The following is a 25060-nucleotide window of genomic DNA, read 5'->3' as shown; positions in this document are numbered from 1 at the left end:
TGGAGGGGCTTCTGTTAGTTTCCGCTGTCCGGTGACATCAGCTACCACCGGATCTCTTCAACGTCGTTAAAGGTAACGCGGCTTCCGTCAGAGAAATCGATATAGCCGTCCGCATCCTGGGAAAGATCAATTTTCCCGGCATCTGTATCCGTGCTTTCTATAGAACCGCTGGTAACCGTGACCGTCCAGTCGGTGCCGTAGTCGCCCGCCGATACCACTCCTGGTCCTCCACCCAGGTCGATTACATCGGTCCAGGCTGCACCTTGGCCTGCAGAGATAGTGTCGCTTCCATCGCCAAGACCATGCATGAAAAGGTCGGAGCCGTCTTGACCAAGGATGTTGTCATCACCAGTGCCTCCGATGATGACATCGTCTCCTGCACCGGCGTAAATATTGTCCGCGCCGCCGTCACCAAAGATCAAATCACGCCCGCCGCCGGCAGACAGGATGTCGTTCCCGTCTACGGAGCCACCTTCGAGGCGATCATTATAATCACCTGTATAGATTTGATCATCGCCACCGATGCCGTCAATGGACACCGACTGCGTTGTCTCACTGAAATAGCCGTTTGCCAGCCCCCCAGTTGCCTCATAGTCGTAATCTCCAGCGACAGAGATGCTGAAAGTTTCGCTGGATTGCGAGCCATCTGTCGACGTCGCCGTCACAGTAAGGTCAATTGAGCTTTCGGTTTGGCTGTCAAAAAATGCATGGTTCGCAACGGTAATTATACCATCATCACTGACCTCGAAGCGGTCGTCATTGAGCGAATAGCTTACGCTGTCGCCGTCAGGATCGGTTGCGGCGGCTGTGACACCAACAAGAGTGCCGCCACCATCTGTTTCGTGGATGGTGTTCGAAGAATTGTCACTGTCCGTCACGGCACCGACATTTGAATTGGTCAAATCACCTGCCAGAACGTCACCATCGGCAAAACGGAAGTTTTCGACGTTCGAGACCGTGTCTGTGCCATCGGGACCACCTGTGCGAAGGTCCGTGATTGTGTAACTGCCGTCCACATTTTCTGAAATGTCATAGTCGGCGAAGTTTCCGGAATAGATGGCAGTGTCGGTGCCTTCACCGCCGTCGAGTTCGTCATCTCCCGTTCCACCGGTTACAGTATCGCTTCCGGCATCCAGTGAGATTTTATCATCGCTTGACGAGCCGACGATGGTGTCATCGTTTGTCGTTCCGATGATCTCGTCAACGCCCGTCAAGGTAACATTCGAGAAGTCAAAATTCGCCTGAGCGTCTCTCGTACCCAGTTGATCGCCGGTTGCACCCGAACCATCGATCGCCTCTATGCCCGATGCCGCTGAGAAGTTGCCCTGAACACGGTACGTGCCGCTTCCTGAATTCAGGACAATCGTGTCGGTGCCGGACGTTCCGGTGTCAACGATCGTGTTGGTGCGTCCACCGTCGCTGTCATCCAGATAAATGGTGTCGGAACCATCACCGCCGTCCACCGTGTCAGCGCCGGATCCGGTATAAATAGCGTCGGCGCCATCGCCACCTGTCAGGGTATCCGCACCGGCACCGCCGAAAATTGTTCCGCCATCATCATGGGCAGTAATCGTGTCATTGCCGGCACCGCCCGTGATGCTCGTTTCACCAACACCCGTATCTGTGAATGTGACACCGACATCTGACAGCTGCTGGTTTTCCGCGACGTCCGTAACATCCAGCGTAAAACTCTGATCGGACGTCGACCCATCGGTCGAAGTTGCCGTCACCGTTATTGTGATTTGCGGTTCGCTTTCGTAGTCAAAGCTTGCGCCAGACGCCACCTTGACTGTTCCATCGGAATCGACGGTGAAACGACTATCGTCAACAGCGTAGGACACGGTGTCTGATGTGTTTCCGTCTTCGGCGAAAGCAGTCACGCCAACTGTTGTGCCCATACCAGCATTTTCAGAAAAGGTATTGGAAGTCGTATCGGCATCCCTGACGGTCCCGATATCCTCCGCAACAAGGTCGCCGGCAAGAACATCTCCGTCTGCAAACCTGAAGGTTTCAACGTTGTGAACTGTGTCTGTCCCGTCCGGTGTGCCTGACCGATTGTCAGAAACCGTATAGGACCCGTCATCGTTCTTGCTGATGGTATAATCAGCAAAGGAACCCGAGAAAACGGCCGTGTCGTTGTCGCTTCCACCGTCCAGATAGTCGTTGCCTGAACCGCCTTCCAGAACATCGTCGCCGGCTCCACCATAAAGGTTGTCATTGCCGGCATCGCCTGTCAGCGTATCGTTGTCATTTTCGCCGGATAGAATATCCGCTCCTTCACCGCCTATCAGTGTGTCGTCACCGCCGCCGCCATAAATTGTGTCGTTGCCGCCTTGGCCGTCGAGATAGTTGGCGTCTGTGTTGGGCTGCGTTCCCACTTCATCATCAATGAAGTCATTGCCATCGCCACCGTAGACGGTGTCGGCACCTTCGCCGAACATGATGTGATCGGCGCTGTCGCCACCATAAATCGTGTCGTCACCGCCACCACTGTAAATGGTTGCTCCGTCGTCGTGACCGGTAATTGTTTCAGCCGCATCTGTGCCGGTAATCGATGTTTCAGCGACACCGTCATCGGTGAACGTCGTTTGACCATCCTGAAGTTGATAGGCTTCTGCGACATCCGCAACTGAAACCTCAAAGGTTTCCTGAGAAGTGGTGCCATCGTCCGACGTCGCGGTAACCGTCAGATAAACCGTCGGCTCATTCTCGTAGTCAAAACTGGCGTTTGCAGCAACTGTGACGAGCCCGTCAGCATCAACGGTAAAACGGTTGTCTGACACCGTGTAGGTGACATCATCGGTAATGTCTGCATCACTTGCTTGTGCTGACACACCGACTTGGGTTCCTGCCACAACATCTTCAGAAAACGCATCGGCAGAAGCATCGGCATCCGTGACCGTGGAAATGTCAAATTCATCGATGTCTGACACTGAGACTGTGAAGGTTTCCTGGGAGGACGACCCGTCGGTTGAGGTGGCCGTTACGGTGATATCGACGGAACCTTCGGTCTCTGCATCGAAATCAGCTCCGGTGGCAACCGTGACAACACCATTTCCGTCAACGGAGAACCGACTGTCATCCACCGAATAGGAGACCGTGTCGGTGGCATCGGCATCCGAGGCCAGTGCCGTGATGCCGACTTGTGTACCCGCACTTGCGTTTTCAGCGATAGTGTTGGCAGTACCGTCACTATCGGAAACGGACGCTACATCCGTCTCGTCTACATCGGATACAGCGATCGTGACTTCTTCGGTGTGTGAGGCACCGTTTTCATCAGTAGATGTTACGTTGACCGTGATAGAGGCTTCACTCTCGCGGTCTAAGCTCACACCGTCTTTAAGCTTGAGTTGGCCTGCGACGACTTCAAATCGACTGTCATCAACGCTGTAGGTGTGGCTGTCACCGGTATCGGCATCAATAGTGGTGAGCGAGGCGATTACGGCACCTGCGTCATTTTCGGTTAAAGTATGTGGTGTCGCGTCAGCAGCAGCTCCATCAAGCAAGACCGCAGTTGGTGCGTTGTTGTACCCTTCGACGCTGATTTTCAACGTTGCGGTATCCGTCAATCCACCACTATCCGTAACCGTGTAAGTGAATAACTCTTCTGCGGTTTCACCCTCTGCCAAACCCTTGGTTTCGGTTTTCGTCTCGTCGAGGCTGTAGGTGTAGCTCCCGTCTGAATTGATCGTGATAGTTCCGTAGGTTCCCTGAATTTCAGTGCCTGGAACATGATCGGCACCTTCGAAGCGAATATTGCTGACCGACATGCTGTCTTCAGGGTCCAGATCGTTCGACAGCACATTGCCTTCAACCTGGCTTGAGACATCTTCAGATGAGGAACTGGTCGCGGCAGCGCCCCAACCTGAATCGTTCATCGAGTAATTGTCAGGTGTAGAGATTGCCCCGGTTTCCGGATCAATCTGATAAACCATCTTGTCATCGGTTAGGGCATAGAGATTGCCTGCCGCATCCCCAACAAGACCAAATGCACTCGTTGAGGGAAGCGTCGTCACAACACCGACTGTATCGCCGGTCGCCGGATCAACTTCGACGACGTCACCGGTAGAGGTCGCAAGATAGAGAGAGCCGCCGGCAAAGGCCAAATCTCCAGCGGAGCTGTAATCCATATCGCCAACCAGCGTCGCAACACCTGTGTCAGCGTCAATCGTGAAGAGTTCACCTGACCCACCAGCTGCGTAGAGTGTCCCGTCAGGTCCAAACTCAAGTGCATTTATGGAACTTGGAAAGAAACTCGTTGAAATCTGCGTTGCGGCACCAGTTTGCGGATCAACGCTGTAGAGATGACTGAAGCTGACACCATAAAGATTGCCATCCGGGTCCAGGGCAATGTCAGTAAGAGGCCCCACACCGGTTGAACCAATAACAGCATCACTGCCATCAGCTCCTATCAGGTGAAGTTCGCCGTCATCGTCACTGTAGTAGAAAGTCGTTGCCGTTCCGCCAACCGATGCACCGTCGTCATTTGCAACGACTTGCTCATTAACGTCGGTAACAGAAACGGCGAAGGTCTCTTGAGACGTTGAACCGTCCGTGGACGTCGCAGTCACTGTGACGTCGATGGACCCTTCGGTCTCCGCGTCAAAGGACGCACCGGATGCAACAGTCACTACACCGTTGCCGTCGACGGAGAACCGGCTGTCATCAACGGCGTAAGAGACTGTGTCGGTGGCGTCGGCGTCTGTCGCCAGGGCAGTGATACCGACCTGGTTGCCTTCACCGGCATCTTCAGCAATGGTGTTGGCAGAAGCATCTGTGTCCGAAACGGCGGACACATCAGCTTCATCGACATCCGACACAGAGACCGTGAACGTCTCTTGAGACGTTGACCCATCCGTCGAGGTCGCCGTTACTGTGACGTCGATGGAACCCTCAGTCTCCGCGTCAAAGGACGCGCCGGACACGACAGTCACAACTCCGTTGCCGTCGACGGAGAACCGGCTGTCATCAACGGCGTAAGAGACTGTGTCGGTGGCGTCGGCGTCTGTCGCCAGGGCGGTGATACCGACCTGGGTGCCTTCACCGGCGTTCTCGGCAACGGTGTTGGCAGTAGCATCTGTGTCCGAGACTGCAGACACATCAGCTTCATCAACATCGGACACAGAGATCGTGAAGGTTTCTTGAGACGTTGACCCATCCGTCGAGGTCGCCGTCACTGTAACATCGACAGAGCCCTCGGTCTCTGCGTCAAAGGACGCGCCGGGCGCAACGGTCACAACGCCGTTGCCATCAACAGAGAACCTGTTGTCATCGACGGAATAACTCACGGAATCAGACACATCCGCATCAGTGGCGAGGGCGGTGATACCAACTTGCGTGCCTTCACCGGCGTTCTCGGCAATAGTGTTGGCGTTGGTATCAGTGTCTGCGACCGCGGACACATCAGCTTCATCAACATCGGACACAGAGATCGTGAATGTCTCTTGAGACGTCGAACCATCCGAGGACGTCGCCGTTACGGTGACGTCGATGGACCCTTCGGTCTCCGCGTCAAAGGACGCACCGGATGCGACCGTCAGAACGCCGTTGCCGTCAACTGAGAACCGGCTGTCATCAACGGAATAACTCACGGAATCAGACACATCCGTGTCGGTGGCGAGGGCGGTGATACCGACCTGCGTGCCTTCACCGGCGTTCTCTGCAATCGTGTTGGCGGTGGTGTCAGTGTCCGAGACTGCAGACACATCAGCTTCATCGACATCGGACACAGAGATCGTGAAGGTTTCTTGAGACGTTGACCCATCCGTCGATGTCGCAGTCACTGTGACGTCGACAGAGCCCTCGGTTTCCGCGTCAAAGGACGCGCCGGACGCGACAGTGACAACGCCGTTGCCGTCAACAGCGAAGCGTGCATCATCGACGGAGTAAGAAACCGTGTCAGTGGCGTCGGCATCCGTTGCCAGGGCAGTAATGCCAACTTGTGCACCTTCACCGGCGTTCTCGGCAATCGTGTTGGCAGAAGCATCTGTGTCCGAGACGGCGGACACATCAGCTTCATCGATATCCGACACAGAGATCGTGAAGGTTTCTTGAGACGTTGACCCATCCGTCGATGTCGCAGTCACTGTGACGTCGACAGAGCCCTCGGTTTCCGCGTCAAAGGACGCGCCGGACGCGACAGTGACAACGCCGTTGCCGTCAACAGCGAAGCGTGCATCATCGACGGAGTAAGAAACCGTGTCAGTGGCGTCGGCATCCGTTGCCAGGGCAGTAATGCCAACTTGTGCACCTTCACCGGCGTTCTCGGCAATAGTGTTGGCGTTGGTATCAGTGTCTGCGACCGCGGACACATCAGCTTCATCAACATCGGACACAGAGATCGTGAATGTCTCTTGAGACGTCGAACCATCCGTGGACGTCGCCGTCACTGTGACGTCGACAGAGCCCTCAGTCTCCGCATCGAAAGACGCACCGGAAGCAACGGTCACAACGCCGTTGCCATCAACAGAGAACCGGCTGTCATCGACGGAATAACTCACGGAATCAGACACATCCGTATCAGTGGCGAGGGCGGTGATACCGACCTGGGTGCCTTCACCGGCGTTCTCGGCAATAGTGTTGGCGTTGGTATCAGTGTCTGCGACCGCGGACACATCAGCTTCATCGATATCCGACACAGAGATCGTGAAGGTCTCTTGAGACGTTGACCCATCCGTCGATGTCGCAGTCACTGTGACGTCGACAGAGCCCTCGGTTTCCGCGTCAAAGGACGCGCCGGACGCGACAGTGACAACGCCGTTGCCGTCAACAGCGAAGCGTGCATCATCGACGGAGTAAGAAACCGTGTCAGTGGCGTCGGCATCCGTTGCCAGGGCAGTAATGCCAACTTGTGCACCTTCACCGGCATCTTCGGCAATCGTGTTGGCGGCGGTATCAGTGTCCGAGACGGCGGACACACCTGCCTCATCGACATCGGCTACAGAAATCGTGAAAGATTCTTGAGATGTCGAACCGTCCGTAGACGTTGCCGTCACTGTGACGTCGATGGAACCCTCGGTTTCCGCGTCAAAGGATGCGCCGGACGCGACAGTGACAACACCGCTGCCGTCAACGGAGAACCGGCTGTCGTCAACGGAATAACTCACGGTATCAGACACATCCGCATCGTTGGCGAGGGCGGTGATACCGACTTGCGCACCTTCACCGGCGTTCTCGGCGATCGTGTTGGCAGCGGTATCAGTATCCGAGACGGCGGACACATCTGCTTCATCGACATCCGACACAGAGATCGTGAAGGTCTCTCGAGACGTCGAACCGTCTGTAGACGTCGCCGTCACTGTGACATCGATGGAGCCTTCAGTCTCCGCGTCAAAGGACACGCCGGGCGCAACGGTCACAACACCATTGCCATCCACAAGGAAACGGTCGTCATCCAGTGAATAGGAGACGGTGTCGGACCCATCAGCGTCGGTGGCGAGGGCGGTGATGCCGACCTTCGTTCCTTCGCCAGCGTCTTCGGCTATTGTGTTTGCAGATGTGTCGGCGTCCGAGACATCGGACACATCGGCCTCATTCACATCGGATACCGACAGGTTGAAAGTTTCCGTAGATGAAGAGCCATCTGTGGATGTCGCCGTGATTGCTATCGAGACGCTGCCTTCGTTTTCCGCATCGAAAACCGCATCTTCAGCGATCGTTACTATGCCGTTTTCGTCAATTTCAAACCTTGGATCATCAACCGAGTAGGAAACTTTGTCTGTGGAATCACCATCTGTTGCTGATGCCGTGATGCCAACTTTTGAACCTTCTTTGGCATCCTCGGCGAATGTGTTTGCCGACTGGTCCGTATCTGAAACTGAAGTGACGCCGTCCTCGTTCACGTCACGAATAGAAATTGTGAACACTTCAGATTGCGTTGCACCGTCCGGCGCGGTGGCGACAACAGTAATCTGGTGACTGGCCGCTGTTTCAGCGTCCAACTGGCCGGCAACCGCGACGATCCCGGTTTCTGGGTCTATCGAAAACAGACCATTGGCATCATCTAGCAAACTGTAGGTAACAACGGCATCTTGGCCGGCCGTCGCCGAAGCCTGAATTCCAGTTGACACTCCAATTGTTGAGTTTTCGTCCACGGTATTTTCAGACGCATCCACATCAACGACCGCAGACAAGGGTAGGGCTTGCGCAGTTTCACCCTGTTCAGTCGCTTCGGCCCTTACCTCATTTGACTGCACATCAACAGATGACCGACTTTCAGTTTGCTCATTCTCCTCGGTGCGCTCTGTTACCGGAATATCGAATTGAAGCGGTTCACGTGACAATATGGCCGCCGGGTCGGTTGCGCCGGAGCCAACGACATCAGCTTCACGACCGAGCCTTTCGTCGGCGATCTCGGCAGGGAGGGCCGCACCAAATGAAGCGCCGCTTTCAGTGGGCCCGATGTCCAATTGGGCAATCTTCGGAAGCTCGGCGGCCGGATCTGCCGTTTCATCGCTTGTCGAGGTATGTGCACCTTGCTCGCTGCTAAGCGGCTCTGGCGTTCGACTTCCAAGATGCAGATTTGCGTTTACCTGCTCCACGGATTCGCCCATGTCCTGGTCGAGATGGTAGTCGTGTGCCTTGTCCAGATGTTGGTCGCGAGTGTCGAGCATGCCCGAATGCAGCATGCTGTCAGAATTTACTGTTGTTCTGCTTTCACCTGACCCAGCTTCTGAAGAGTCGCTGTTTTTCGGGTCCCGGTTTTCAGTGTCGCTTGCCATAACGGTCGCACATCCGCACAATTTCCGATTATGGCAATCAACCTGATGCGTCTTAAAAAACAGCAAAAATCGCCGTTGATTCCTGAAGTTAGCGCCAATCTGAATTGTTAAAAACAGCCGTAAGGTAAACGCTTTTTAAACCTGATCGGCACAGTTTGAGCAGGTAGCTACTCGACACGCGTCAAACCAATGCTGAAATCTGTGTTCTCATCATTCTTTTTGCCCAGGCTTAGGGTGAAGCATTCCCCAACCGGCAAATGGATTTCCTCGCCAGGATTGCCGAGGGAAGTTGTTGTTGCGTCGATTTTTGCGAATGTGTTTGGACTGGCCATGCCGCTGGCGATTCTGCAGGTATATGACCGCGTGTTGCCAAACGCCTCCACCGATACGCTTCTGGTGCTTATGCTCGGCGTTTCTGGCGTCCTGATCGTCGATGCCTTTTTCAAGATCGCGCGGGCAGCAGTCGTTGGCCGTCTGGGAGCAGGGTTCAACCATCAGGCACACACAGAGCTTTTCCGCCGGGTCCTGGATGCAGATCCTGCAGACTTCTCAAAGACGCCCGTATCGGTACAAGTTCATAAGCTAAGGTCACTTCAATCGATCGCAGACCACTATGGCGATCAGGGGCGACTGCTGGCTATTGATTTGCCCGCAGGTGGAATTTTCCTTGCCGTGCTCGTGTTTATTGGAGGACCGCTGGCACTCGTGCCCGTTGTATTGCTTGGATTGTTTTTACTCTTTGCGTTGAAGCGAAATAAATATCTGCAGCAGGTTGTTGCCGACAGGGCAGAACAGGACGATCGCAAGTCAGACTTCATTCTGGAAGTCCTTTCCGGTGCCAAAACCGTGAAATCGCAGGCAATGGAAGCGTTGATCATGCGTCGGTTTGAACGGCTTCAGCGCACAACCGCCAATCTCAGCGCCAAGTATATGCGAATGTCTGGGCAGGCCAGGGACGCTTCAGCTCTCTTTGGCACCATGACGACGGTTTTGGTCGTCATTTTCGGAGCCTTGATGGTTATCCAAGGAACTTTCAGCATTGGTGGTGTCGCAGCCAGCACCCTGCTATCCGGCCAGTTCATTCAGCCATTCCTGAGGGCAATCAATCAACTCACCGACATGCAGCGTCTCAAACATGATTATTCGCAGGTCCATGAGTTGTTTTCGTTGCCCGAAGTCAAAATTCAACATGCAATCAAGGGTGAGACCGACGGATCGATCAATCTGGTCAATGTTGACGTCGATAAGGGAGATACTGGACGTCAAGTTTTCGCCAAATTGAATCTGACTGTCGAAACTGGACAGTTTGTCGGTTTTCGCGGGGCGGACGGAAGCGGAAAATCGACCTTGATGAAGGTCCTGACAGGCGAGTTGAAGCCGAATTCAGGCCACGTACTCATTGGTGGTCTTGACTATGACGGTCCTTATGAACACGCGCTTCGACGCACCGTGGCATATGTTGACAATCAATCCGCGATCTTCAACGGAACCATACTTGAAAACATAACCATGTTCGGGGCTGTCGCAGATATCGCGCATGCGCGCATGGCGGCGAAGCTGATCGGTCTGGAAAAGGAAATCCATCTTCTGCCGAAGGGCTATGAAACGCAGCTGGGGTCAGACCTTGGCGGAAAAGTTCCAACATCGACGCTGCAACGCATCTGTATTGCACGCGCATTGGCGAGCGAACCAAAAATACTAATCCTGGACGAAGCCAATGCCCAATTGGATCAAATAGCCGAAAAAAGCCTTATCCAGGCCCTCGTGCGTCTGAAAGGGTATCTGACCGTTGTCATCATCAGCCACCGTCCGTCCATGCTGGCGGTTGCCGACCATCAGTTTGAATTGAGAGGCGGGCAAATTCATGCCCTGGAAGCTTCCTTCGACACTGATCGTCAGCAAACGGGGGGACGGTCGGCATGAGCAGAAATCTCTTTGACCTCGACGACATCGAATACACGGATAACGCGGTTCATCGGCAATGGCAGGACTTGTCTGCAGAATTGTCTTCAACCACACAGTCGGAAAACCGACCGGCTGCATCTGAAAAAAGTGCGCATGCAGCTGAAAATTGCCTGGTCCCATTGCTTCGCGAAATGCACTGGCAAGGTAATGATCGATTGCTTTTCGAGGCATTGCCTCATTTTGACAAGATTGAAACCTTTCAGGACTTGCGAGTGGTTCTGAACCGGCTGAACGTCAAAACAACTCCTTACAAAGGCAGTGCCAAAGACCTTTCACAATCCCAGTTTCCCTGTCTGCTGGTTACTTCAAGCGATGTTCTGGTGATTGTCAGCCGGGCAGAAACAGGGGCGTTTCGCGCATATTCCGGCAAGAATGCCGCCGCCACCGAAATTGCTCCAAGTGCAATTCAGAAAGACAAAGTCTATCTGACGAGCGAAGAAGATGACACGGCGGAGCAAACTCCCGGAAACAGAACGTGGTTTTCCGGGGTCTCGAAAAAGTTCCGAACGAGTATTGTTGCCATCTTGGCTCTCGGCTTTGTCCTGAACCTGCTCGCACTCGGGCCGCCCTTGTTCATCATGGCGATTTACGACAAGGCCATGGGCGCCAAGTCGGTCAATGTGCTTTTGACCATGGCAGTCGGTATTGCAATCATTTTGCTGAGTGAAGTCGCGCTCAGAAAAACAAAGACCTGGCTGCAATCCTATCTGGGCGGACGCATCGATGCGATCGTTGGCAACAAGACCTTCGAACGCATCCTACATCTGCCGTATTCGATGTTGTCGGAAGCGCCTATCGGGACGCAGGTTATGCGTCTCCGCTACTTCGACAGTGTGCGTGATATCTTTCAAAGCTCGCTCTTTAACGCGATGGTGGATATTCCATTCAGTCTGATATTCATCACTGCGATCTTCCTGATTGGCGGTCCGGTGGCACTGCCACCGCTGGCACTGTTTGCGGTCTATGCTCTCCTGGCCGTTTATGTTCTCCCAAAGGTCCAGCGTGAAGTTGCAGCAGTAGGCGAACAAAAGTCCAAGCTGAACAGTTTCATGATCGAAACTTTCCGCAATCAGAGAGCACTGCGCAACCTGTCCGTGGAAGACATCTGGCTCGACAGGTTCTCCACAATGTCTACGACGTTCAACAAGTTGAACGTTCATGCCCGAACTCTGACGTTGGTGCTTCAAACCGTTTCACAAACCTTGATGACCATCTGCGGGGTGCTTGTGCTTGGGATTGGTGCCATTCAGGTCATGAACGGGGATATGAGCATGGGGGCTCTGATCGCCACAATGGCATTAGCGTGGCGTGTGCTGAACCCCATGAACCAGGCCTTCCTGAGCATCACGCAACTTGCCCAAAGTCGCACGGTCATCGAACAGATCAACAACTTGATGCAGGTGCCGCTCGAGCGTGAACCCGGACATCTCCCCAAGATCACCCGTGACATACGCGGTGACTTGAAAATCACCTCCCTTGTTCTGAGATATCCAGGCGCAACAGAAGCTGCGCTGAAGGGAATGGAGCTAACGATAAAACAGGGCGAGATGATCGCCATCACAGGACCCAGCGGTTCCGGTAAAACAGCGCTCTTTCAATCCATTACTGGCTTGTTCCAGCCCCAGGTCGGCTCAATACTGTTTGATGGTCTGGATGTTCGCCAGCTCGACACAGCCGAGTGGCGTTCTGCCATTGGTTATGCTCCGGACGATCTTGACTTCTTTTATGGCACGGTAAAGCAGAATTTGCTCCTTTCCGATCCAGGTGCAAGCGATCAAAGGCTGTTCGAAATTACGGATGATTTGGGATTGTTGTCTTACCTGGAGGAGAATTTCGAAGGCCTGGAAACCAGGTTGAACAACGAAAGTCTGGCTCAGATCCCGGACAACATGAAACAGAGGATTGTCCTGGCAAGGGCCTTTGTTAAAGCGGTGCCGCTTTATCTCTTCGACAATCCGGGAACGCATCTCGATTTCGAAGGCGACAAGAAGTTCATGGCAATGATTGCAGACCTCAAGGGCAAGGCAACGATCCTCCTCAACACTCAACGTCCAAGCCACATGAAAATGGCGGATCGAGTTGTGGTCATGAAATCGGGACAAATTGCCATGATGGGAACACCTGACAAAGTCGTGCCTGTGCTAATGGGGCAAACAGCCAAGGCCAGTTAAGCCGGCACATCAGGTCGGGTTTAGGCTCTTGAGTGAAGACCTACGCCTTTGCCTTTGTTCAACGTCCGCTTGTCGCCTGAGTTTTGAAACGGAATTCAATACCGAGTTCCAGGCAGCAATTTCCTGCTTTGAGCTTTGGTTCGTGGTATTCTCGAACTGTGACTTACCCAGTGCAAAGAGCGTATCGTCGACGCTGGTCATATCGAGCGATGCACAGTGCCGACCAATCCGGTCTTTCCAGTTGGAAACAGCCACTAGTGTGCCTGAATAATCACGCTTGCGAACCGAGTGTTTGAGCGTTTGATAGGCATGAAACTCAGACAAATTATAGGCCTTTAGACGGTACTTGATCCACTTCAAAACAGGTTGTCCGTAGGCCTTGATGAAGAATACAAATAGGACTGCGGCAACCATAACCGCCAACACACCGGTAAGAAACGATCTGGCACTGAAACTCTCCGAAACCGCTTCATTGTCAGGCACGACACCCGCCACGTCAAACTCAATCGCAGGAACTGTACTCGTCTCAACTTTGCCGCTTTCAAGATTGTACCAGGATACCGACAATTCACTGATCCGATAGCTACCTGCATTTTCCACCATCACGGTCACTTCTTCTGACCTTTTGCCTTCAATGACGCCGCGATTTTCACCTTCTTCCAGAACAGGTTCTTTGGGATAGAAGACCAGCCCGGAAATACCCTCATCTGGAGTAAGCGGCGGAACGAACATGGGCAAAACACCGGTTACGCCGACTGAGGTGCTGATAGAAAGCGAATCTCCGGCCTTGAGGTCGTCTGTGACCCCGTCAAAAGTTCGATCCAGTGTCAGGGTACGTGCTGCCAAAAATGGGCTCAGCGTATCAGCGCCAGCGGGTAACTGGCCGATGATTTCAAATGCGTCTGTTTGAACGTCTACGACAACTGGTTGGCTCGTTTGCGGGTCGGCATATGTAACTTTTATAAGTCCAGCCGGTATTTCAAATCGGCCGGCTGCCATGGGATACAGTCGATAGGACCGCGACACGCCTGACCAGGTCTCTCCATCAATCGTTTCGCTGATCGGTCCGCTGGCTCTTGAGGGCAAACGGACGGCGACATTTGGCACTTCAAAACTCGGAAACACTGGTGGTGAGGGTAACCAGGTTGGTACAAGAACACTGATGCGATAGATCAGCGGTTGCCCGGGTATGGCCGTGTTTTGTTCAAGGGATGATCGCACTATCGGCGACGTGTCGCCTTGTGCGAGCACAGGACCTGCAAGGGTCAAAAGGAGCAGCACGAGCCAGTGTCTCATTGTGAGCTCCCGGCAGCTTCCAATGCAAAACGGGTCTTCAGAAAATCTCCTGTTCGCGTATCCACGGTCCGCATCCATTGCTCGGCTGTTTCAGGCAGAGCTTCGCCGGTTGGCTGTTGCGTTTGGGTTCCACGCCCCGCCTCGTTGTCAAAGGCAACATCGTCTGCGCCGATCCCGCTTTCACCTGTATCGGATTGTTCGCGTGTCGTTTCGATATAGTCGAGTATGTACCTGGCAAGCTCCAGATTGTGCTGCGCAGCCTTGTTGTTGGGATCGCGAGCAACAGCCTTTTCAAACGCTGCAATTGCTGGTCTGTAAGCTCGTGATCGGAGCAAAGACATGCCTTCACCCATGGCAGCGTCCGTGCTTTCCTGCCAAGAATAAAGTTCAGCAGCATCTTCGTATTTTCCGAGCCGGTAGAGTGAAAAGGCCTTCCACATGGGGTCTTGAAACAAATCCGCGGCCTTTTCATATTGCTTGTCTTCAAACGCCATACGCCCTTGTTGATCGGGTGTGAAGAACCAGTCCTTCCAGCCATCTGCGCGCACCTCGGAAGGCTGCAGAAAAACACCAGCTGATAGCAGAATAGCGGCCCACTGCATTGTCCAGCCTCTGCGAAACCAGAAGAGCATGATCAGCGCTGCCGGGAATACCAGGAAGCGCCCCTGGTCCTTCCATTTTTGACGTTCATCATTCGCAAGAGCTGCCTGATAAACCGCGTTGATATTTCGAGAGATTTGCTCAACGTCTTTGCTGTCCGGCGTCATTTCGACCACCGGATACCCCGGTAAAGCGCTCAGTTTAGACTTAGATTGTTGGTCGCGGGACGCAAACCAGAACAAAGCAGGCGAATTTCCACTTTGAACATGTTGTGACAAAACCGCCGTATCTGCATCTGCTATCTCATCAACCATGAATAGAATCGCGCCAGGAACATCCTGAGAAGACAATATGTCCTGAGCCAGATTGAGAGCGGCCTTCAAACTGGTGCCGGCCTTCGGCATGACCGACGGGTCCAATCCTTCCAGAAACGGTTTCAAGACGGCTGGGTCTTCGGTAAGTGGCACAACCTGGTGCGCAGTTCCTGCATAGGCGACAAGTGCGGTCTTTGCCCCGGTTCTTTCGTCTAGAAGATCAAGGACCTTTTGTTTCGAGCGCTCAAGTCTGTTTGGAGCGACGTCGACCTGCATCATCGACTTTGTGACTTTCAGTGCCACGACAAGGGGCGCAGTGTCCGAAACAAGCGGGTTTGGAATTCGAGACCAGGTTGGTCCAGCCGCTGCCAACACGAGAAGTGAAAGAACAAGAACTGCACTGTCAACCGGTTGAATGCGCTGCCTGCTTTCTGAACCCACTTGAAGTGCCTTAGCCAGGTGCGGCGCAATAGAAGACGGAATAGATGCAGACCGACCGGCAGACCCACGAACCGACCACCAGAGTATTCCGACTGGAAACAAAAACAGGAGCCACAATGGACGGATAAAATGAAACGCGGAAAAGCTGTCGACAAATCCGTCCGGTATCATGCGAGCCTCCGGCGTTCTTTGAGTACATGCAGGAAAAGCAAGGTCAAAAAACCTGTAAACGCTGCAAGCGCCAGCAGGACATATCCGAGACTTTCTCTCGGCCGGTACGTTGACGTCTCGACAGTGCGAGTTTCTTGAGCGTCAATCCGTATGTAGATGTCGGAAAGCGCCGCCTCGTCTCCAGCAAAATAGTAGGACCCGTTTGCCTGTTCAGCGATTTCTTTCAGACTTGTCTCGTCGAGCCTTTGTTCTCCGCTTCCCGCCGGATCTCCGACGCCAATCGTAATGATGTCAATTCCGTCTTTTGCAGCGATGGCCGCTGCATTGATTGGTGTCATTCGGCTGCCGGTATCTGCGCCGTCGCTCAACACTATCAATAACTTGTCGGCAATCTCGCTTCCCTGGAACGTCTTGATTGCCAGTCCGATAGCATCGCCGAGCACAGTATGCGGCCCTGCCATGCCAACCTCGGTCTGTTCAAGTAGCGCCCGCACACTCTCCAGGTCTTCGGTGAAAGGTGCTTGCACAAACGCTTTTGCGCCAAACACGATCAACGCAATGCGATCGCCATCCCGCTCAGAAACAAACTTACCGACCACCCTTTGGACAGCCTCCAATCTTTGCGTTCTTTCCCCGTTGGTTGCCACAAAATCTCTCTGATCCATCGATCCGGAAATGTCGATCGCGAGCATGACATCTCGCGCAGCCTTTTCGAGCACGACGGGTTCTCCGACTTTTTCAGGGCCGGCAAGGGCACAAATTGTAAGCGTCCAGACCAGCACGGCAGCAACCAGTTGAACGACTGACCGGGAAAAAATGACCGATCCGGGTTTTGGATCTTTCCCCACAGCAGTTGCCAGTCGCCTGAAAAACGGCAAGCGCAGGGCCGAGACTCTTTCACGGTGTGCGGGAACCAGGAAATAGACGGCCAATGGTAGCGGCAGCAGCAAAAGCATAAGGGGCGCGCTGAACTCAATCATGACAATTTGGCCTGATGCGTAGAAATCCAGGTCCGTGCAATTGCATAAAGATCAGGGGATGCGTTTTGCTGTTTGTAAGGTGCGTCCGCGATTTGCCGCCCAGGGCCTTCAGAGAACCCGTTACCATTGTAGCTTCGATCCAGAAACGCGAGCCAGTCGGCACCATGGAGAGACGCTACTTCGGTGCGCGGATAGGCGGTGAGGGCTGTCCGTCTAACGATTTCCGCAATCCGTGCCGCGTCTTTCGAAGCAATCTTAAGCTCTGCAAGTGCCTGTTTGCGATAGGCGTTTTTGCGACGCTGTCTGATAGCTGCCCAAACAGATGCAATCACAATTGCCAGAAGGAGCAACCCGATCCAAATCCAGCCGGCAGTCTGAGGCGCCATTGAAACTGGTTGTGGAAGCGGCACAGGCTCCAGCAACTCGAAGAGCTCGGGCAGCGTAAGGCCTTTCCATTCTTCTTTCAAAGATCAGGTCTCCGCTTTTGAGGTGCTCCACCGGTCAGCAATCGCAACTGAGAAAGCGTCTCTTCTCCTGCACTCAGCGGAAGGACGATCAATCCGAAACGTTTTTGCCAATTAAGAAGATCAGCTAGGCGGCCTTTGGAGAATGTTTCGAGCCGCTTTCGCACGTCGCCGTGCGTTGTGTCGAGCTCTACCTGTAACTCGCCATCGGAAACGACGATTTTCAAATCGTTCGGAATCTCTTGAGAGATGGGGTCCGTTATCGGGCACAAAATTACGTCGTTTCGACGCGCAATTCCGGCGACCAATGTCTCGGTACGGTCGTCAATTCCGTCAAAATCGCTCAAGATGACAACCAAATGATCGCGCTTCGCAATACGCGCAACCATAGAAAGCGGTTGGTTGAGGCCCATTGGTTCGTGGCCGATTAGGGCATCCGCTTTTAACATTCGGTTGGCGCGTTCCAGAGCGCAAAGGAGACGATGGCAGGCATTTCTGCTGTTTCTCGGTCGCACTTCACTCAGCAATTCATCACCGAAGACGATACCTCCGATGCGATCACCCTGATCCAGTACTCTGAACACAATGAGTGCTGCAGCTTCTGCGGCGGTCACGGATTTCATCGCATGTCGGGTTCCGAAAAACATGGACATGCGTTGATCGACAACAACTAGGGTAGGGCGGTCGCGTTCTTCGCTATACACCCGAACATGAGGTTCTCCCGTTCTCGCGGTCACTTTCCAATCGATCGTGCGCGGATCATCACCTGGAAGATATCCGCGCAACTCTTCGAAATTCAGCCCCCTGCCACGAAGGCGCGATGCATGTCGACCGTTCAAGACACTCGAGGACGGTTGTTTTGAGGGAAGCAGCCTCAATGACCTGACATGTCCCTCCATGGATTTCAGGTGATCTAAGGTGACATGAATGCGCAGGTCGGCTTGGTTCGATCTGGTCGAATTTGAGCTGACCAGTCCCGTTCGAACTCTTGCGGCGTGATCCCTCATGTTGAATGGTCCTGCCTTGCTGCGGCTCGTCTATGACAAGGCAACGTTCTTGATGATCTCTTTCACGACATCATCTGGAGTTACCCCATCTCCCTCGGCTTCAAAGCTGATGGTCAATCGATGTCGCAGTACATCGCAAGCGATAGCTTGAACATCCAGAGGATCTACATAGTCGCGACCGGCAAGCCAGGCATGTGTACGCCCGCACTTGTCCAGCGCTATCGAGGCACGCGGACTGGCTCCAAGTTCGATCCATTTTGCCAGGTCGTCGGAGAATTTGTCCGGATAGCGCGTTGCGTGGACGAGATCTGCCATATAACGCTCAATTGCCGGCGATACAGCGATGGCTCCGATCTCCGCCCGCGCAGAAAAGACGGTATCCTGAGAGATTTGGGGACTTTGTTCCTTGCGCGGCGTCTTTGTCTTGTCGTTTTGACTTGCTGCGATGGCCTCTTTTTCTTCGTCTCGCACCAATTGGACGACTTTCACCTCGTCTTCGACAGGAGGGTAATTGATCAGCACATGCATCAAGAACCTGTCCATCTGGGCTTCCGGCAGCGGGTAGGTGCCTTCCTGCTCAACTGGGTTCTGAGTGGCCATAACCATGAAGAGAGGCGACATTTCGTGAGTTTTGCCTGAAACGGTCACTTGCCGTTCTTCCATAGCTTCCAACAATGCAGCCTGTACTTTGGCTGGCGCGCGATTGATCTCGTCAGCCAGGACGATGTTTGCGAAAATAGGTCCCTTTTCGAAGCGAAATGTTCCCGCACCGCCCGACTGATGATAAACCTCTGTCCCGGTCACATCCGAAGGAAGTAGATCGGGTGTAAACTGGATCCGACTGAAGTCTGCTTGCAGGTTTTTCGCGAGTGCCTTGATCGCCCGTGTTTTCGCCAGACCAGGCAGACCTTCGATCAGCAGGTTCCCATTCGCAAGCAGTCCGATAATCAGGCGATCAATGACATCGACCTGGCCGATTATCGACTGCTGCATTCGTTCTTTCAGCTCATTGATCTGATCTCGGGTGCCGGGCATGAAGGTTTCCAGTTGAACAAAGGGGCAATGACATTCGGCCCTTGGGCCTCAATTGGGAGAGCCGCTCCAGACACGGTTCCAGTCTTTCGCCATATCGACTAGCAACCAACCGCGATCAGGTCCTTCATCCAGTCCCCTGACAAGCTTGCCAACATGACTGTTCCGGTCATAAGCCCATTCGCGTTCCGCATCCGTGTGATGAACGATGAGCCCGAACCTGGGACCGTCTCCTGACGTTGCCCATTCCAGCATCTCAAAATCACCGTCCGAGTTGCCGCCCACGAAAATCGGTTTTTTCCCGATCTTGTTGTCTATTCCCACCGGTTTGCCCGCCTTGTCGTCGATAAAGGCAATTCCGGGATCCTTTAAAATCGTCGGTACGCCTTCAACCACGGCGTATCGTGTCACACCTGCACTGCCGATTACTTTTTCTGGAGGAATTCCATAAGCTTCTTCGACGAAAGCCCGCATGAAATGGATACCGCCGCCGGACACAATATATGTGTCAAAACCCTCGTCTCTGAGGAAACGCAGCAGTTCCAGCATGGGCTGATAAGTCATGTCCGTATAAGGCACATTTCTTGTTGGGTGTTTTGCGCTCTTTATCCAATTGGCAACGTCTTGTGTGAACGCATCGACTGAAAGCCCGGCATGAGACGCCATGACTATTTCCAATAAGCCTTCTTCACCTGACTTTGCCACTGCATCCATATCGCCGGCCGCTGCGGCTTCCAACGTTGCGCTGGTCAGTATTTCTGGGTTGGCGGCAGCCTTTTGCTTCAGTTTGTCGAGGGCATAAAGCAATTGGAAATAAACGGGTTTCTCAGCCCAGAGTGTCCCGTCATTGTCGAAAACAGCAACCCTTTGGATTGGGGTTACGTATTCAGGAGAGGCTGGATCGGTGACCGAACCGACAAAGTCAATAATCTGTGCCTTCGCGGCATTATCGTTCCAGGAGGGCAGGGGATCAGCGATTGCACTCCCCGTTACCATCAGAACAACAGCAATCGAACAGAACAGGCGCATGCGGGCCTCCTGACAGTCTCTAAAGTGAAATGAAAAACCGCGATGGATATTTGAAGTCCACCGCGGTTGTGCAATCAGCTTTTATTGAGCACCGCCTGGTGTGCTGAGTTTGTCCATGACCTGATCGAGAGAGAAACTCGCAGCTTTTTGGCGCGGAGGAAATTCCTGGAAAGTGGCAAGGAAATTTCCGACATACTGCTGTGCAGGCACAAGCATATAAGCCCGGTCGATCAACCAATCATAATAGGTATTGGAAGTTTGATAGGACCGCTCGTAAGGATCACGTCGCAGATTGAAAATGAGAGGCAGACGCAAAACCGTGAATGGCTCAATCCATGCCCGCAAGGTCTTGTACTGTTTCTGCTCCATGAAGATCAGTTTCCAGTCGTTCCAGCGCAGAGCCGTCAGATCTCCGTCATCGGAAAAATAGAATATCTCTGCTCTTGGACCGGCGTCTTCTTCACCCAAAAGCACAGGCAAGAAGTTGTAACCGTCGAGATGGACCTTGTATTCGCGACCGATCGCTTGAACGCCACCTTCTTTCAGCTGCTCTTTGATCTCCGGAGCACCTGCAGCCGCCAGGTAAGTCGGCAACCAGTCCATGTGGTGCATGATCTCGTTGGAGACAGCTCCTGCCTCAATCTTGCCGGGCCAGCGTACCATGGACGGAACGCGCCATCCGCCTTCATAGTTGGTGTTCTTCTCACCAAAGAACGGTGTTGAAGCGGCATCTGGCCAGGTGTTGTAATGAGGGCCGTTATCCGTTGAGTAGTGGACGATGGTATTGTCAGCAATGCCGAGTTCATCGATCAAATCAAGAAGCTGACCGACATGCAGATCATGCTCGATCATGCCCGCTGAATACTCATCGAGATTTCTGCCTGCAAGCTCATTCGCTCTTTCACGCATTTCCGGCTTTACGTGTGTGCGGAAATGCATCCTGGTCCCGTTCCACCAGACATAGAAGGGCTGTCCCTGATCATTCGCTCGTTTGATGAAGTCGATAGCGGCGGTTACCGTTTCATCATCAACGGTTTCCATACGTTTTTTGGTTAGAGGGCCCGTGTCTTCAATCGTACCGTCCGCAGATGACTTGATAACGCCACGAGGACCAAAGGCTTCGCGGAAGGTCCTTCCGTCAGCCAGCGTCATGTTACCGGGGTAATCCTCGTTTTCGGGCTCTTCCTCGGCATTCAAGTGATAAAGATTGCCAAAAAACTCATCGAAACCGTGATTGGTCGGCAGGTGTTCATCCTTGTCGCCGAGATGGTTCTTACCAAACTGACCGGTCACATAGCCTTGTGCTTTCAGGAGGCCGGCAATTGTTGGGTCTTCTTCCTGCATGCCAAGATCGGCACCCGGCAATCCAACCTTAGAAAGTCCCGTTCTGAAAACACTTTGTCCAGTGATGTAGGAAGATCGACCCGCTGTGCATGACTGCTCACCATAATAGTCGGTAAACATCATGCCTTCTTTCGCAATTCTGTCGATATTGGGAGTGTTGTATCCCATCAAACCGAATGTATAGGCAGATATGTTGGATTGGCCGACATCGTCACCCCAGATGACGAGAATGTTGGGCTTACCTTCTGATTGTGCCAGCGCAGGCAGTCCTCCGGCGAGGCCGCAGGCCCCAAAGGCACAGGCTGCGAACAATGCGGCCCTGAAATTATACTGAAATGGCATGTTCGATTATCCTCCCATGTACACTGGCACTGTGTAAAATTGTTATTAGTACCAATGCGTTGGACGTCGGTTCATCAATCAGATGTCGAATTTGCCCTTGCGTCAATACAGAAAGCGAAATTTAATTTTCTAAAGGTCATCAGCCTCGTAAAGAATGCCAAGGCCCTGTCATTTTTCGAAGCAAAAATACAGCTAAAAGTGGAAATCCGACGACTGTTTTCCAGTCAACGGCCTTTCAATAGCCGCTCAAAGTCGGCAAGCCGAACGTCTTCCGGGATCAGTTTTTTCGCTCGTTGAAGCGTGATCTGCGCGTTGGTGTAGTCCTGAAGCGCCATAAAAAGACGGATCTGCATAATCCAGGCATCTGACAATTGCGGATCGAGTTGCGTGGCTTCCTGAAACGCCCTGATAGCAGCTTTTGGGTTTCGCAAGGTCAGAGCTGTGCCTGCGATAACCATATGAGTTTCTGGATAATCCAGTTTGGAAGAAAGAGCGGTACGCCACTCGTCATTTGCATTCTGGACAGCGTCCTGAATTCCTTGTTCTTCTCCCCTTAATGAAACGCCCAGAAGCTGCCTGGCTGTGGCAATACGTACAGACCTCAGAGGGTCTTCCAACAATTTGGACAGCAGCTGGACTTGAGTGCTGGCCGGCAGAGTAGCCGTCAACGAGACGGCGGCGGCCCGCACAAGAGGATCGGAGTCGCTCAAGAGCGAAAATGCATCACTTGGTGCCTCGGATCCTGAGTGTTGTGCGTACAAATTTATTGCCGAAGCGCGCACGATTCCAGGCAGCGTCTCTTGAAGCGCAATGTTGAGCAATTGTTCTCCAAGTCCCGTCACCCCTCTGCGTGCCGGGGCAAAAACCGAAGCAAAATGGGAAGAACGATGGGCACTATCAGGAAAACGCATCTTCAGCTCTTCCGCAGCCCAGGTCGCAGGCTTGTCGGTGTGACAATCCGTGCAGGCGTTCGGCGTTCCGAGAGACGCGCTGAGATCCGGCCGCGGCACCCTGAAGGAATGGTCGCGGCGTCCATCTATTCCCATGTAAGTGCGCTCGATCATGTGACACGAAACGCATTGCGCACCTGCGGTTCCGGCTTCGTGGAAGTGATGGTCCGGGCTGTCATATCTTTTCAACGTCAAGGAGGGAAATGTGTCGTTACCCACTTGAGAGTGACATTGGGTACAAACCCCGTTTCCCTCTGCCTTTAACTGGCCGGAGTGGGGTTCATGACAGTCCGTGCATCGGACGCCTTCAGCATACATTTTTGATTGAAGAAAAGACCCGTAGACATAGACTTCGTCATGGATCTGACCGTCAGCGTGATAAAGTCCATCCCGCAGCAGCGCCAATCGATAACTGTCGTGAAAGGGCGTGCCGGGAAGCGGATTGCCGTCTTGGTTCGGCTCGCGCCTTGAATGGCAAGCCGCACACTGTTCGATTTCCGTATGCGGAAATGCGTCTTTGAAACCAACGATAAGGCCTTGATCGTCTGTTCCTTCAAAGACGGATAGTTCTGACGAAGAAGCACCATTCGCCCAGGCAAGGTGTGCTTCCCCCGGTCCATGACAAGCTTCACATCCTACACCGATCTCAGACTGAGTGCTGGAGTAACGTCGCGTTCTTGGGTCATAGTTCTTTTGAAACCCTGTTGCGTGGCATTCTGCGCAGCGCGAATTCCAGTTCTTGTATGGTCCAGACCAATGATAACCATCATTGGGTGCCAACGCCTGATCCGAGTAAAGGTGATACCAGCGGTCGTTTTCCTGGTCCCACGCAATATCTAGTGACTGCAAGCGCCCTGGTTCAGTCTCAATCAGGTATTGCTGCAAGGGTGAGATGCCGGCAACCCCTTTGACTTCAAGGACCCTGCTGCCTCCATCTATGTCGGATGTCTCGACGAAGTAGCGGTCACCATCTTTGAAAAAACGTGTCTTGCGACCTCGATGCTCAAATGTGGAATTGTTGAAGTCGCCATCAACGTGCTCATCATCAACGGGGAGCCAGGCCATGGCATGGTGACTGGATTTCCAGTCTTGAAAAGCCCCATTGTGGCACGACTGACAAATGGCGCTGCCTTGATAGCCAGGAGTTCTTTCGTTTGCACTCGCATGCACTTGTAAAAGCATGAAAGAAATCATGGACCAGCATAGAAAAGACCCAATCTGCATCTGGCCCCACAGGTTCAACAGCTTGCCAGAGAAAATTCGAAACAAGCAACAGCTTCAGAGCTTAACGAGGCTCTGGCGACCCAACAAGTGATGGAACTGACGATAATATCCTTTTGGTCGCAGTTCGAAAGGCTCTTTGCTTTGGGAAGGTTTAGGAAGGGCAACGAGCGTTTCAGCTAGAATATGTAGGTCTCTGATATGTGGTGAGTTGCCCCTTTGGAAGTATGGTTCGTGGCCAAGTTTCGGGTGGCAGTCAGGTTGGTTCAGGACACACCTATTGTGAGCAGGCCGAACTGCTTCGACCGACATATTTTGGGCGACGCGGAAGCCATTCCCAATGGCTCGATGAGGTCTATCTAGGACACAGTGCCAATTTGCTGTGATGATTTCGCGTCATGTTTCGACAATTCGATAGAGAGTTGTGACTACCTATTTTGGAGTGGGGCCGAGGGCGGAGACTCACGTCTCGTGCCGTTCTTTTTCCGGCTGCGTGCCCCCCAAAGCATTCCGGAGCTTCGTAGAAAGGACCGTGAGTGTCTCGGCCTGGTTTTCACCGAGTGCCGAGGTGATCAGGCCCGTTGCCTCCTGCCAGACAACCCATACTTTCTTTAGAACTTCCCGGCCGTCAGGTGTCAGGTCAAGAATATCACTGCGGCGATTTTCGGGGTTCGTGATTTGGGTGATGAACCCGAGCGTTACCAGCCGTTCTGTCATAGAACTCATGCTGCCCGCCGAAACGTCAAACTGTTTCGCCAGATGCCTCTGTGAGGTCGGCCCGATCTGCGACAAGGCATCCAGGATGAGAGCCTGTCGGTGGCGGATCCCAGTTGGTCTAAGCAGGATTTCAATCCGCTTTTCCAACAAGGTGGCTGAATGCAAAACGGGGTGGATGGTTATCAGTGTCTGTTTCATGACCTGACTGCGCTAATAAATAAACTCATGATCCTGGCACATTACGGTCACAAAGTTCTGATGTAAACTGTTTGGATTAGAACAATCAATCGACGGCG

13 protein-coding genes are annotated in these 25060 nt (G+C 53.2%); 2 read left to right on the top strand and 11 right to left on the bottom strand.

Annotated features, from left to right (window positions below; genetic code table 11):
* Positions 1-41: 41 nt before the first annotated feature.
* Positions 42-8720 (bottom strand): cadherin domain-containing protein, encoded by an 8679-nt coding sequence (locus K1718_RS15585; protein ID WP_265681677.1) that lies wholly within the window; start codon positions 8718-8720, stop codon positions 42-44.
* Between the two features lie 330 nt (positions 8721-9050).
* Here K1718_RS15585 and K1718_RS15580 point away from each other — a divergent pair, with 330 nt between their 5' ends.
* Both K1718_RS15580 and K1718_RS15575 read left to right on the top strand, forming a co-directional pair.
* A complete protein-coding gene (locus K1718_RS15580) occupies positions 9051-10643 on the top strand; it encodes an ABC transporter transmembrane domain-containing protein (protein WP_285806017.1) in 1593 nt (530 codons plus the stop codon).
* Positions 10640-12856, top strand: a complete 2217-nt coding sequence (locus tag K1718_RS15575; protein ID WP_265681680.1) for a peptidase domain-containing ABC transporter — start codon at positions 10640-10642, stop codon at positions 12854-12856. Before K1718_RS15580 ends, K1718_RS15575 begins: the two co-directional genes overlap by 4 nt.
* A 9-nt stretch (positions 12857-12865) precedes the next feature.
* On the opposite strand, the gene K1718_RS15570 is transcribed toward K1718_RS15575, so the two are convergent.
* The 10 genes from K1718_RS15570 to K1718_RS15520 all read right to left on the bottom strand — a co-directional run bounded on the left by K1718_RS15570 (position 12866) and on the right by K1718_RS15520 (position 24962).
* Positions 12866-14152 (bottom strand): BatD family protein, encoded by a 1287-nt coding sequence (locus tag K1718_RS15570; RefSeq protein ID WP_265681682.1) that lies wholly within the window; start codon positions 14150-14152, stop codon positions 12866-12868.
* Positions 14149-15678, bottom strand: coding sequence for a VWA domain-containing protein (locus K1718_RS15565; RefSeq protein WP_265681684.1), 1530 nt, complete (start codon positions 15676-15678; stop codon positions 14149-14151). The genes K1718_RS15570 and K1718_RS15565 overlap by 4 nt, the downstream gene beginning before the upstream one ends.
* On the bottom strand, positions 15675-16658 hold the full coding sequence (locus K1718_RS15560) for a VWA domain-containing protein (protein WP_265681686.1): 984 nt from the start codon (positions 16656-16658) through the stop codon (positions 15675-15677). Before K1718_RS15560 ends, K1718_RS15565 begins: the two co-directional genes overlap by 4 nt.
* The gene (locus tag K1718_RS15555; RefSeq protein WP_265681687.1) at positions 16655-17125 is read right to left on the bottom strand and encodes a DUF4381 domain-containing protein; all 471 of its coding nucleotides are present in this window, start codon (positions 17123-17125) and stop codon (positions 16655-16657) included. The genes K1718_RS15560 and K1718_RS15555 overlap by 4 nt, the downstream gene beginning before the upstream one ends.
* A complete protein-coding gene (locus K1718_RS15550) occupies positions 17122-18129 on the bottom strand; it encodes a DUF58 domain-containing protein (protein ID WP_265681688.1) in 1008 nt (335 codons plus the stop codon). Before K1718_RS15550 ends, K1718_RS15555 begins: the two co-directional genes overlap by 4 nt.
* Positions 18130-18159: 30 nt before the next feature.
* Positions 18160-19164, bottom strand: a complete 1005-nt coding sequence (locus K1718_RS15545; RefSeq protein WP_265681690.1) for an AAA family ATPase — start codon at positions 19162-19164, stop codon at positions 18160-18162.
* 48 nt (positions 19165-19212) lie between these two features.
* Positions 19213-20190, bottom strand: a complete 978-nt coding sequence (locus K1718_RS15540) for an HAD family hydrolase (protein WP_265681691.1) — start codon at positions 20188-20190, stop codon at positions 19213-19215.
* 81 nt (positions 20191-20271) lie between these two features.
* On the bottom strand, positions 20272-21876 hold the full coding sequence (locus K1718_RS15535) for an arylsulfatase (RefSeq protein WP_265681693.1): 1605 nt from the start codon (positions 21874-21876) through the stop codon (positions 20272-20274).
* Between the two features lie 224 nt (positions 21877-22100).
* A complete protein-coding gene (locus tag K1718_RS15530; RefSeq protein ID WP_285806083.1) occupies positions 22101-23891 on the bottom strand; it encodes a cytochrome c3 family protein in 1791 nt (596 codons plus the stop codon).
* A gap of 618 nt (positions 23892-24509) precedes the next feature.
* Positions 24510-24962: a MarR family winged helix-turn-helix transcriptional regulator gene (locus K1718_RS15520; protein WP_265681696.1), complete on the bottom strand. Its 453-nt coding sequence runs from the start codon at positions 24960-24962 to the stop codon at positions 24510-24512.
* Positions 24963-25060 lie beyond the last annotated feature (98 nt).

Source organism: Roseibium porphyridii (genome assembly GCF_026191725.2).
GTDB lineage: Bacteria > Pseudomonadota > Alphaproteobacteria > Rhizobiales > Stappiaceae > Roseibium > Roseibium porphyridii.
This window is presented reverse-complemented; position numbering and strand designations above follow the sequence as displayed.